The 11,612-nt window shown below is 62.1% G+C and carries 12 protein-coding genes, 1 tRNA gene and 1 pseudogene; 6 read left to right on the top strand and 8 right to left on the bottom strand.

What is annotated here, in order from left to right; all coding sequences use genetic code 11:
* Positions 1 to 135: 135 nt before the first annotated feature.
* From M3484_RS09650 to M3484_RS09630, 5 genes and pseudogenes are all read right to left on the bottom strand, one after another.
* Positions 136 to 1,343, bottom strand: a pseudogene (locus M3484_RS09650) (IS3 family transposase).
* 179 nt (positions 1,344 to 1,522) lie between these two features.
* The gene (locus M3484_RS09645) at positions 1,523 to 1,657 is read right to left on the bottom strand and encodes an entericidin A/B family lipoprotein (RefSeq protein ID WP_249496710.1); all 135 of its coding nucleotides are present in this window, start codon (positions 1,655 to 1,657) and stop codon (positions 1,523 to 1,525) included.
* Between the two features lie 230 nt (positions 1,658 to 1,887).
* Positions 1,888 to 2,148, bottom strand: a complete 261-nt coding sequence (locus M3484_RS09640) for a hypothetical protein (RefSeq protein ID WP_249496709.1) — start codon at positions 2,146 to 2,148, stop codon at positions 1,888 to 1,890.
* Between the two features lie 3 nt (positions 2,149 to 2,151).
* Complete coding sequence (locus tag M3484_RS09635; RefSeq protein ID WP_249496708.1) at positions 2,152 to 2,874, bottom strand: peptidoglycan recognition protein family protein; 723 nt, start codon at positions 2,872 to 2,874, stop codon at positions 2,152 to 2,154.
* 277 nt (positions 2,875 to 3,151) lie between these two features.
* Positions 3,152 to 3,388 (bottom strand): hypothetical protein, encoded by a 237-nt coding sequence (locus tag M3484_RS09630; RefSeq protein ID WP_249496707.1) that lies wholly within the window; start codon positions 3,386 to 3,388, stop codon positions 3,152 to 3,154.
* Positions 3,389 to 3,637: 249 nt separating this feature from the next.
* Between M3484_RS09630 and M3484_RS09625 the strand changes: the two genes are divergently transcribed.
* Positions 3,638 to 4,744 carry a Clp protease ClpP gene (locus M3484_RS09625; RefSeq protein WP_249496706.1) on the top strand — a complete coding sequence of 369 codons (1,107 nt, stop codon included), beginning with the start codon at positions 3,638 to 3,640 and terminating at the stop codon, positions 4,742 to 4,744.
* Between the two features lie 154 nt (positions 4,745 to 4,898).
* Here M3484_RS09625 and M3484_RS09620 read toward each other — a convergent pair.
* Positions 4,899 to 4,973 (bottom strand) — tRNA-Thr (locus M3484_RS09620).
* Positions 4,974 to 5,139: 166 nt separating this feature from the next.
* Between M3484_RS09620 and M3484_RS09615 the strand changes: the two genes are divergently transcribed.
* The 3 genes from M3484_RS09615 (at position 5,140) to M3484_RS09605 (ending at position 7,280) form a co-directional block, all read left to right on the top strand.
* Positions 5,140 to 5,352, top strand: a complete 213-nt coding sequence (locus tag M3484_RS09615; RefSeq protein WP_249496705.1) for a hypothetical protein — start codon at positions 5,140 to 5,142, stop codon at positions 5,350 to 5,352.
* A gap of 172 nt (positions 5,353 to 5,524) precedes the next feature.
* Entirely contained in the window at positions 5,525 to 6,793 is a 1,269-nt protein-coding gene (gene murA / locus M3484_RS09610; protein WP_092896487.1) for a UDP-N-acetylglucosamine 1-carboxyvinyltransferase, read from the top strand.
* 10 nt (positions 6,794 to 6,803) lie between these two features.
* Positions 6,804 to 7,280 carry a DUF2948 family protein gene (locus M3484_RS09605; RefSeq protein ID WP_249496704.1) on the top strand — a complete coding sequence of 159 codons (477 nt, stop codon included), beginning with the start codon at positions 6,804 to 6,806 and terminating at the stop codon, positions 7,278 to 7,280.
* Between the two features lie 45 nt (positions 7,281 to 7,325).
* Here the strand turns inward: M3484_RS09605 and M3484_RS09600 are convergent, their stop codons facing one another.
* Together M3484_RS09600 and tyrS are read right to left on the bottom strand one after the other, a co-directional pair.
* On the bottom strand, positions 7,326 to 7,844 hold the full coding sequence (locus M3484_RS09600; RefSeq protein ID WP_249496703.1) for a hypothetical protein: 519 nt from the start codon (positions 7,842 to 7,844) through the stop codon (positions 7,326 to 7,328).
* Positions 7,841 to 9,091 carry a tyrosine--tRNA ligase gene (tyrS, locus tag M3484_RS09595; protein WP_249496702.1) on the bottom strand — a complete coding sequence of 417 codons (1,251 nt, stop codon included), beginning with the start codon at positions 9,089 to 9,091 and terminating at the stop codon, positions 7,841 to 7,843. Before tyrS ends, M3484_RS09600 begins: the two co-directional genes overlap by 4 nt.
* Before the next feature lie 78 nt (positions 9,092 to 9,169).
* Here tyrS and M3484_RS09590 point away from each other — a divergent pair, with 78 nt between their 5' ends.
* On the top strand, positions 9,170 to 10,330 hold the full coding sequence (locus tag M3484_RS09590) for an anhydro-N-acetylmuramic acid kinase (protein ID WP_249496701.1): 1,161 nt from the start codon (positions 9,170 to 9,172) through the stop codon (positions 10,328 to 10,330).
* Positions 10,331 to 10,542: 212 nt separating this feature from the next.
* Entirely contained in the window at positions 10,543 to 11,559 is a 1,017-nt protein-coding gene (locus tag M3484_RS09585; RefSeq protein WP_249496700.1) for a Hint domain-containing protein, read from the top strand.
* The last annotated feature ends 53 nt before the right edge of the window (positions 11,560 to 11,612 follow it).

Below are 11,612 nucleotides of genomic sequence, written 5' to 3'. Positions count from 1 at the left end.
GGCCAACAGCTTCCCCGTACTTGCGGTTTTCTTTGCGTTCGCTTTGACCGCGCTGAACATGGTGGGGCTCTGGCTGGGTAAACTGTCCCGTGGACTGGTAATCCTCCCCGTTTTAAAGGGGTGCAGAAGCAGACTTCAGGCAGCCATCTTCAGTTGTCTCGAGCGGGTGTGATACCGCCGATACCCATGTTGGGCGCCCATTGTTGTGAGTCCATAGCCAGTCAGTTGCGATCTGTTGCGCCTCCTCGATGGCTTCAAAGACGCAGAGGCCCAGCCATTCATGCCGGACCGTTCTGTTGTAACGCTCGACATATATCGAGCCCGAACGCCATGCGTTCGAGTGAGGGCGAGATGGTTCTGCTGGGGCTGCCCGGGCTGGATGTGGTTCAGGGCGATGCCCTGCTTCTCGGCCCAGATCATCAGCGTGGAGCTGATGTATTCAGGGCCATTGTCGACCCTGATGACCAGGGGCTTTCCGCGCCACTCGATGATCTGATTGAGGGACCGGACCACCCGCTCAGCCGGGAGCGAGAAGTCGACCTCAATGCCCAGCCCCTCACGGTTGAAGTCGTCCAGCACGTTCAGAAGCCGGAACTGGCGGCCGTCGGCCAAGCGATCAGCCATGAAGTCCATTGACCAGACGGTATTCGGGGCCTTTGGGACACTGAGCGCATCGGGTTTGTCGCGCTTGATCCTCCGGCGGGGCTTGATCCGCAGGTTCAGTTCCAGCGCGCAATAGATCCGATGGATGCGCTTGTGATTCCACGGGTGCCCCTGGACGTTGCGCATATGCAGGAAACATAGCCCAAAGCCCCAGGTCCGGTGGGCCTTTGTCAGCCCTTCAAGAAGGCCTGCGATGAACTCGTTCTCGGCATCGCGCTTCGGGCTGTAGCGAAAGCAGGTCTCGCTGACGCCAAATGCCCGACAGGCCAGCGCGATGCTCACCCCCTTCGTCGCCACAGCCTTCTCGGCCAGCTCCCGGCGTTGAGCTGGCCGCGTCATTTTTTTCCAAGCGCTTCCTTGAGCAGTTCGGCCTGCATGCTCAGGTCGGCAAACATGCGCTTCAGCCGCCGGTTCTCGTCTTCAAGCGCCTTCATCTGGCTCATCATCCCTCGCCATGGTTGCTCGAACCAATGGCGCAATCATGGCTCGACATCCATGCCGCCATACTTAGAGCGCCATTTGTAAAAGCTCGCTGTGCTGATCCCGTTGTTCGCTACAATCGATCCCCCGGATCGATTGTGAACGCTCCAACCCCGGCAAAGTTCAGGCACGGCCACGCCGCTCTCGGCCTGACGAAGCACAGCCATGATCTGCGGCTCGGTGAAACGGCTCTTTCTCATTCGAATCTCCTCAGCTCACGCTACGAGAAAACTCTACTTATCCAGCCCCTTAACCAAGGGGAGGATTGCCGAATTATGGCTCGATCCTCCTGCCACCAGCCTGCGCCGGGATTCGGGCAAGGGGCGGTGAAAAAGGCCCCGCCGAAGCGAGGCCTTGGTTCGGAAAGACGGACGTCGGTTCAGAGGTCGTTCTGGACCTTGTTTGCTTCACTGGTGATCGCGTGGCCGGCGCCCTGCATGTCGCGGCCAGCGCCTTTGACAGTCTCGCACGCAGCAAGTGCTGTGAGCGCAAGGAAGATCATTACGGTTTTCATGACGAGACTCCATGATGATTGTCATCGAGAAAACGCCCGAGGATTGTAACGGTTCCACCTGAGGGCTGCGCCGAGCGAAAATCCGTCACGACATGGTCGTACCGTCATACACCCTCCAATTCGTGAAGCTCTGGCCGGGTGACGGCGGTGGGCTTAGCCCAGAGTGATCCCCGTGAAATCCTTAACGCTCCGCAGCCTTCGGTAGACCCGGTCGCGTCTGTCGCTCGCGATTAGAGCTTTACGGGAACTTTACCGGTGGCGGGCGGGCACGGGGGCGACGGAAGAGAGAGATCGACAGGCGGCTTGACCGAATGATTGAGGTGGCCGGCGAGATTGGTATGCTTTTCCTCGATCCGGACGCCGGTCCAGCGATAGATGCGGCCTATGAGGATCGGCGGAGCCACGGTCAGGATCAGCCCGATCATGGCGACCAGCAGCCCGGCCAGCGAGGCGGTCACCTCGGGCGAGAGAAGGGATTTCAGAAAATCCATGGTTCAGGCTCCTTTTGCGGTGAGAGCGGCCCAGGTCATGGGACCGCAGATCCCATCCGGCAGAAGCTGCCGGCGGGATTGGAAGGCGATCAGGGCGGCGCGGGTTTTCGGCCCGAAAATGCCGTCAGCAGCGACACCAAGGCTGGCTTGCAGCTCGCGCACATGCGGGCCGGTTGAACCCTGCCGGATCGTCGGGCGGGCGCCGTGCGACGGTGTCGGTGCGGGCTTACCCAGCAGGGCGATTAAAACCTCACACCTCAGCTCATCACCGATGACGATGGGATCGCGGGCGCCGGTGCCGCGCAGGGGATAATCGAAATCCCACTTGTTCTTCTGCTTGACGCCCAGGGTGATCTCGACCCCGGCATGGCTCAGCACCATTTGCCGCGTGACCGGGATGCCGTAGATCCGGCAGAGCCGGGCAATCTCGATCACCAGCGCATCCACCTGAGCCGGCTTGAGCGGATGGGTCCAAGAGGCAGGCGCGCCCCATGCCGCGTTTGCCATGGCGCATATCGAGACGCCGATGCTGCCCGAGTTGAGATTGAGACAGTGGGCCGCATAGGTTCCTGCGGTCAGCGCGCGACCGGGGGCATTGGCCGAGATTGGGTGCTTGCCGTCATGCGGCTGGCCGTCACCATCCAACAGTCGGTGACAGGCTGCGAGGTCGGTCGCATTAGGGAAATAAGCCCCGCCCGTGTGATGGGCGATGATGCGGTTCATCATGTCGATGCTCCATAAAAAAGCCCGCCAGCGGGCGGGTGTTGGGTCGAATCGGTTTTTGTGGTATGGTCAGGCCGTCGTCGGCCCTCGCTTGATTACCTCGACATCCCTAATGGTCCCGAACTTGCGCAGTGCGCGACGACGGTACGCTTAGGGCGGGCGCAGCGATCCGGTTGCGCCCGCTGCTGATCACCCCTTCCGGCTGGCCCACCGCTCCACCATCGCCCCGGCACCACGCGGGCCCAGATAGGACAGGACGGCAATCAGCCCGACCGTGACCTCACGCGACAGGCCCCATGTAGGCGCCAAGGGCATCCCCCGCGATGGCCATGCCAACAGCGGTCGGGATCTCCCATTTCAGATCATAGGACATGATTGGCCGGCGGCGGGCCCGGACCTCACCCGCGTGATACATCGCGCGACCGGAGAACGCGGCGAGCATTGCAGTCACTGCCCCGCCGATAAATTGGTTGATGGTTACAATCAGGCCGGGATCGGGCGGCGGTATGTCAGTCAAAAGCGCCTCCTGCGCATCGGAGATTTGCGGCGATTACCGTCGCCCACATAACGGCCCCGCCGAGGATCGACGGGACCAGCCAGCAGCAGGGGGTCACCAGCCGTTGCTCAACGAGGCACCGAGTATCTGCCCCGCCCGCAAAGTATCACCTGCGGGATTGATGTGGCCGTCATTCAAGGCGGTTCGCAGAGAGCGGGTCACAAGGCCAGGCTCCTTAATTTCGATGGCGTTGCACTGCGCAACATCGTCATGGGGCGCGAAGCCCGCGCCATCTATGCTGCGCTGCGCGGGTATGAGGGTCAGGTGAATATCGGGGTCGAGGGCGTTGCAGCATCTGCCGCCAGCCTGATCGTCATGGCCGGCGAGACTATCACCATGACGCCTGGCGCGTTCCTGATGATCCATGATCCCGCCAGTTGGTATGTGGACGGTCGCGGCACCGAAGATGATCACCTGAAGGCTGCGAAATCCTTGGGTGTCATCGCGAACGCCTATGCCGGTATTTACGCAAAACGGGCTGGTCTCAGCGTCGAGGGTGCCCGGGCGATCATGAAAGAGGAGACCTATTACGACCCGCAGGGTGCGCTTGACTCTGGCTTTGCGACGGATCCTGACGATGACAGCGACGAGGCAGAGCCCGCCGCATTCGATTACCGGATTTACCAGCATGCGCCTGAGCGCCTGCTGACCGCTGCGGGCGCTATCCAGCGTCAGCGGCCCACGGCCGAGGTGTTCGCCATGATGACTGGCACCACCCCGAAATCATCCAAACCGAAACCTGCCAGAGGAACGAAAGCTATGGCGAATACGAAACCCGCCCCGAGGGGCAGGATCACCGGTGCAAAGCCAAAGGCCGAGGGCGATGTGTATTTCGATCTGGTCCTGCGCCAGATGGAGGATGAGCATGCCCAGCACATGCGGGCTGCAGGTCAGGTCCATCCCGATGGCCGGACCCGTATCCAGATCCAGCTGACCCGCTACTGGATCGTCAGCGTCGGCGAGATGCTTCGGGCGACCCGAAACCGGACTGAAAAGGGTTCAGAACTTTGCCAGAAGATGACCGATCTTGTGAATCGGTTCGGCGCGGTTCGCATGATGATCGCGAAGCAGGATGTGCAGAAGCACCGTGAACCACGTCCGGAAACCATCGGCGCCGGGGTCCTGGTCGAAGCTGACGATGGCACCTATCAGATGTCATGTGAACGCGTAGGGCTGCAGGGGGCTTACCAGGTCGCTCCGATCATGAACCGGGAAAACGGGAGCATCTGCCTTCCTGTTTATGACGCCGCCGGCCAGGTCCTGCGCGTAGACGATCGGAGGACCTTGTCTGACCTCCTGCTGTCGGAGTTTTCATGAATCGACGAGCCTCATCGAAGTGCGACAGAGGGTGACCGACTATACTCATGGTGGGGGAGGGCAGCGTCCATCCGAACGCAAGACCACTCCCGTTGAAGGGGACGTCCCAAGGCCATCTAAGGCCTCGTTATCCAACAAAACTTGGGGGTTTTTATGGTGCTGTGAGAGAGGATTGAACTCTCGACCTCTCCCTTACCAAGGGAGTGCTCTACCACTGAGCTACCACAGCGCCGTCTCGGTGAGCGGGGGAATAAACATAATCATTCCCGACCGCAAGCCCCTTTTCTTGCTCTTGTGACAGGTTCCTTCCGGCGGGCTCTGGACCGTGCCGGGGGGAGAGGCTATTTCTTCAGGGCATGGACCAGTTCGAGAAAAATCCCCCCCAGGACAGACCCGTGGAGAGACCTGCGGACAGACCCGCGCGCAAGGTGGCCGGAGCCCCGGTTGTGAGCGCGGCGGCCACGCGGGAAGGGCGGCTCAAGGCGGCGCTGAAAGCCAATATGGCAAGGCGAAAGGCGCAGGCGCGGGGGCGGGCGGAAGGCCCCGGGCCCGAGGATGGCGCCCATGGCCAGTCGGGCGGAAATATCGGTTCGGAAGAAGGCAGTTAAGCCGTGACCCCGGGATCTGGTCTGAGGGGATCAGGTCCGTGGCATCTGACAGACGGCAAGGTCGCCGACAGATCCAGGAACCGGCGCGGATCTGTCGGGGCGATGCGTAACAAGGGCTGTGACCGGGCCCGAGAGTGGCGGTCATAACAAGGATAAAGGGTAAGAGGCGGGCATGGATTCGATTCTGGTTAAGGGCAACGGCGCACTCAACGGTGTGATTCCCATCGCGGGCGCCAAGAATGCCTGTCTGACACTGATGCCTGCGACGCTTTTGTCGGAAGAGCCGCTGACGCTGACCAATGCACCGCGTCTTTCGGATATCCGGACGATGACGAGCCTGCTGGAATCGCTCGGCGTTGAGGTTTCGGCGCTGCAGGATGGCAAGGTCATCACCATGTCGTCGCATGGCACGCTGAACCCGACGGCGGATTATGACATTGTGCGCAAGATGCGGGCGTCCAATCTGGTCCTTGGCCCGCTGCTGGCGCGGCTGGGTCATGCAGTGGTCTCGCTGCCCGGAGGCTGTGCGATCGGGGCGCGGCCGATGGATATTCATATCGATGCGCTTTCGGCACTTGGGGCCGAGATCGATCTGCGGGACGGCTATCTTCATGCGAAAACGCAGGGCGGGCTGAAGGGCGCGGTGCATGAGATGCGCTTTGCCTCGGTCGGTGCGACCGAGAATTTCGTCATGGCGGCGACGCTCGCCAAGGGCACCTCGGTCCTGAAAAACGCCGCGCGCGAGCCCGAAATCGTTGATCTTGTTCATTGCCTGCGCCGCATGGGCGCGGAAATTGACGGCGAGGGCACCTCGACCATCACCATTCAGGGCGTGACCAGCCTGCGCGGCGCTACGCATCCGGTGGTGACTGACCGGATTGAGCTGGGCACCTATATGCTCGCACCCGCGATCTGCGGCGGCGAGGTGGAATGTCTGGGCGGGCGGATCGACCTGCTGGCGGCGTTTTGTGAGAAACTTGACGCGGCGGGGATTTCCGTCACCGAGACCGAAAAGGGCCTGAAAGTCGCGCGCAAGAATGGCCGCGTGAGGGCGGTCGATGTGGTGACCGAGCCTTTCCCGGGCTTCCCGACCGATCTTCAGGCGCAGATGATGGCGCTTTTGTGCACCGCCGAGGGCACCAGCGTTCTGGAAGAGAAGATCTTCGAGAATCGCTTCATGCATGCGCCGGAACTGATGCGGATGGGCGCCAGAATCGAGGTTCATGGCGGTCATGCCACCGTGCATGGCGTCGAAAAGCTGCGTGGCGCGCCGGTGATGGCGACCGATCTGCGCGCGAGCGTGTCGCTGATTCTCGCCGGCCTCGCGGCCGAGGGGGAGACGGTGGTGAGCCGGGTCTATCACCTTGATCGCGGCTATGAGCGGGTCGAGGAGAAGCTTCTCGCCTGTGGGGCGCATATCGAACGGATCAGTGGCGTCTGAGGGGGCGGATATGGCAGATGCGCGTTTTGAGGATGGCGATGAGGCACCGCTGAAGCTGGTGGCTCTGGAGCCAGAGGATCTGACGGTGATCGCCAGCCTGATCCAGGACGCGGTTCTGCCAGCCACCGAGATGAAATATGATCGCCAGCGCCGCCGTTTTGCGGCGCTTGTCAATCGCTTCCGCTGGGAAGACAGCGGTTTTGCCGAACGTTCCGGACGTGCCTATGAACGGGTGCGCAGCCTGTTGACGGTTGAAGATGTGCTTGAGGTACGCAGCCAGGGCATCAGCCCGGGCGACGCCGATCAGGTACTGTCCGTTCTGGATCTGGCCTATGCGCCGGGCGAGGACGGCACCGGGGCGCTGACGCTGATCCTTGCCGGAGACGGGCTGATCGAGCTGCGGCTGGAAGCCCTGGAAGTGGTGCTGACCGATGTGACGAAACCCTATATCGCGCCATCGGGGAAAAAGCCGGAACACCGGGACTGACAGCAGACCCTTGCCGGGCCTGCTGTCAAAGGAGCTGCCACAGTTTCAGCCGGGCGGGCAGGAGGTCAGCCAGAGCTGGTCCCAGGGCTCATCCCCCGGGCTGGAGAAAATGGCATAGCGCAGCTGGCGCCCGAGATCGGTGAAGAGAAGACTCGGCGGAGCCTTGTCGCCTTCGATGGGGAAGGCGCCGATCTGGTTGCCCTCGACCGAATACACCAGACCCTCCCAGACGCGACAGGCTTCCAGCTGGTCTTCCGAAGGCGCATCTTCGGGGCCGGGGGGAGGGCAGCCGTCATAGATCACACCGGTATCGCGGCTGGTGCCCATATTGGTGCGGATCTCGCCCCAGAGCTCGTGCCCGTCCCGGGTCTCGATGTCAAAGATCGCAAGCACCATGCCGCTTTGTTCCCAGCTTTGCAGCGGGCGGAAGCTGAGGCGGAAGCCGGTTTCTTTGTCGGTATAGACGGATTGGGTCACCGGGCAGGCGACGTCCGCGATTGCGGGCGCCACAGTTGATGTCAGCGCGAGGGCGAGGCCCGCGCGGCTGAAAAGGCGGCGGATCACTCCAGCACCACGAGCGCGTGGCGCTTTTTACCGGCGGTGAGTTTCACCGGATCGGCCAGCTCGCCCGCGCCAAGGCGCAGGCCCGCATCAAGAATGATCTCGTCATTCATCTTCGCGCCCCCTTCGGCGATCAGCCGTTTCGCATCTTTGCCCGAACCCGAAAGCCCGGCGCGGACCAGCAGTTGCACGATGCCGATACCATCGGCCACTTCGTCCGCGGTCAGCGCCACGGTCGGCAGGTCATCGCCGATACCGCCCTTTTCAAACACCTCGCGCGCGGTCGCCTGAGCCGCCTTGGCCGCTTCTTCGCCATGCAAAAGCGCGGTGGCGAGATTGGCGAGAATGATCTTCGCCTCGTTGATTTCAGACCCCTGCAGCGCGCCCAGCCGGTCGCATTCTGCAACCGGCAGTTCAGTGAAGATCTTCAGGAACCGCGCCACATCGGCATCGGTCGTATTGCGCCAGAACTGCCAGAATTCATAAGCCGAGAGCATCTGGTCATTCAGCCAGACCGCGCCATTGGCGGACTTGCCCATCTTGCGCCCGTCAGACGTGGTCAGAAGCGGTGTCGTCAGCCCGTAAATCTCTTTCTCCGCGACGCGGCGCGCAAGGTCGATCCCGTTGACGATATTGCCCCACTGGTCTGATCCACCCATCTGCAGCAGGCAGCCGTAACGGCGGTTGATTTCAACGAAATCATAGGCTTGCAGGATCATGTAGTTGAATTCGAGGAAAGAGAGCGATTGCTCGCGATCCAGCCGCGACTTAACGCTTTCAAAAGACAGCATCCGGTTGACCGAGAAATGCCGCCCGATATCGCGCAGGAAATCGAGGTAATTCAGATGATCCAGCCATTCGGCATTATTGAGCATGATGGCCCCATTGGGCGCATCCGAGTAATCGAGATATTTCGCGAAAACGCGGCCCATACCGGCGATATTCTCGTCGATCTTTTCCGGGGTCAGCAGCGGGCGCTCTTCCGATCGGAACGAGGGATCGCCCACTTTGGTCGTGCCGCCGCCCATCAGCGTGATCGGTTTATGGCCGGTTTTTTGCAGCCAGCGCAGCACCATGATGTTCATCAGATGGCCGACATGCAGGCTTGCCGCGGTCGCGTCATAGCCGATATAGGCGGGCACCACCCCCTTGATCAGGGCCTCGTCCAGCGCCTGATAATCGGTGCAATCGGCCACAAAGCCGCGCTCGAACATCACACGCAGGAATTCTGATTTCGGATGGTAGGTCATGGGTCGCGCTCCGCGCTTTCGCTTGCATATAGTCAGGCGGGTATAGCCGGGCGGGGGGTAAAGGAAAAGATGGGCAGCATGGCGGAAAAAGATCCCTGGAAAAGTGCCTCCGCTAAACATGGCGACCATAAAGGCGATCAGGGGCCGGCGGTCTGGGCGCTTGGCACCATGTCGGGGACCTCGCTTGATGGGGTCGATGCGGCGATGGTGCTGACCAACGGCCATGAGGTGCTGGAATTCGGCCCCTCGGCCTTTCGCCCCTATACCCCGGCCGAGCAGGCGGTCCTGCGTGCAGCCCTCGGGCGCTGGCCCGGCGAGCCCGGCGTGGCTGAGGCGACTGAGATTGTCGAGACCGCCCATGCCGAGGTGATGGCGCGCTTTGACGGTGTGCAGATCGCGGGCTTCCACGGCCAGACTCTGGCGCATGATCCGGGCGGGCGTGGCACGCATCAGGCGGGGAATGGCCAGCTGCTGGCCGATACGCTTGGCCTGCCGGTGTTGTGGGATTTCCGCACCGCAGATGTGCAGATGGGCGGGCAGGGCGCGCCGCTTGCGCCGTTCTACCATTTCGCGCTGGCGCGTCGGATCGGCGCGACCGCGCCGGTCGCGTTTCTCAACCTGGGCGGCGTTGGCAATCTGACCTGGGTCGATCCCGCACTGCCGCATCCACAATCCGAAGGCGCGCTGCTGGCCTTTGACACCGGCCCGGCCAATGCCCCGGTCAATGACCTGATGCAGGCCCGACTGGGGAAAAGCCATGACGAGGGGGGCGCGGTGGCGGCAAAGGGACGGGTGAAAAAGCCCGTGCTGGATCAGTTCCTTGCCCATCCCTATTTCCTGAAAATGCCGCCGAAATCGCTGGATCGTGACGCTTTCGCGGGGCTGGTCGCTGCGGTCAGAAAGCTCGACACGGCGGCGGCGGCGGCGACGCTGACCGCAGCGGCGGTTGCGGCAGTGGTTGAAGGCGCGAAACATTTCCCGCGCCCGGTCTCACGGCTGCTGGTCACCGGCGGCGGGCGGCATAATCCGGTGATGATGAAAGGCCTCGCAAAGCGGCTCGGCTGTCCGGTCGATCCGGTCGAGGCGGTCGGCCTTGACGGGGATATGCTCGAAGCCCAGGCCTTCGCCTTCCTCGCGGTGCGGGTGGCGAAGGGGCTGCCGACCTCATGCCGGACAACCACCGGCGTTGCAGCCAATATCGGTGGTGGCACCCTGTCGCGGCCAGCACTGTCAGACTGAGCGGCAGCACCCCCGGACCGCAGGTTCTGCGGCGGATCGGGGTCTGATGCTGCATTATCGCACCATGTGAATCCTGTATTGCACAGTAAACTTTGCGTGCCAGGCGTTTAATTCCTGCGCCAGAATTCTATCTGTTGCCAGACCTGTCGCGACAGGGATTGCGACCCGGAAATATGCGCCCGGCAGGGCGCTGCTCTGAATGGATGACTGGCTTGGCAACCTTTGAATTTTACGCGACCGGCGATCAGATCGGCACCTATGGCGCGGCCAGCGGGCAGGGCAATGGGATGGAGATGGTCGTCACCCTGACCAATGTCCATGCGATCGGCGGTTCCACCGATATTTACCGGATCGTTGTCTCCCAGGCCAACAGCAACGACACCACTTTGCATAACGGCCAATGGGTGTCGATCTACTCCTGGTCGGAAAGCAACCCCTCCGGCACATTGGTCTACAGCCAGCTGAACCCGCAGGACGATATGTTCCAGGGCCGGGCTTCGGGCGCGAATTACCAGATTTTCAGCTACAGTTCCAACCTGGTGATTGACCTGCGCGGCGTTGCGAACGGCACTGCCACCTATGGCGTCGAACAGAACGAGGCGCTGAATGCGCAGCTCCCCTTCACCGGATTTGCTAAAGACCCGCAGGATCTGTTTCCGCCAATCCCTTGTTTCGTCAGCGGAACCCGGATCCTGACAAAGCGTGGCCCCATTGCGGTAGAACAGTTGCAGCCCGGCGACCGGGTCTGGACCCGCGGCCATGGGATGCAGCGGATCCGCTGGATCGGATCAGCGTCTGCGGCCGGTATCGCGCATCTGGCGCCGGTGCGTTTTGACACCGGCATCCTTGGCAATGACCGTCCGGTCTTTCTGTCGCAACAGCATCGCGTGCTGATCAGCGGCTGGCAGGCGGAGCTGAATTTCGGCGCAGAGGAGGTCCTCGTCGCTGCGCTGCATCTGGTGGATGGCGAGCGGGTCCGGATCGAGAGCCGGCCACGGGTCGAATACTGGCATATCGCTTTCGCGCAGCATGAGATCATTTGTGCCGAAGGTATGCTGGCCGAGAGCCTCTTCCCCGGCCCGATGGCGCTTGCCTCGCTTTCGCCTGCCGCGCGGGAAGAATTGCTGGCGCTGTTCCCGGACTATTTCGGCGCGCGCGCGCGGGGGGGGCCGCAGACGACGCGCCAATGCCTGACCCGGCGCGAGGCGCAGCTGCTGCATCTGGCCTGAGGCGGTCTCTGGCCATAACCGCGATTGATCTGAACAGGGACCGGATACGCGAC

The organism is Pseudomonas sp. GX19020 (genome assembly GCF_023371075.1).
Taxonomy (GTDB): domain Bacteria; phylum Pseudomonadota; class Alphaproteobacteria; order Rhodobacterales; family Rhodobacteraceae; genus Pseudogemmobacter.
The sequence above is the reverse complement of the archived record's forward strand: the minus strand, read 5'-3'. Positions and strand labels throughout refer to the sequence as shown.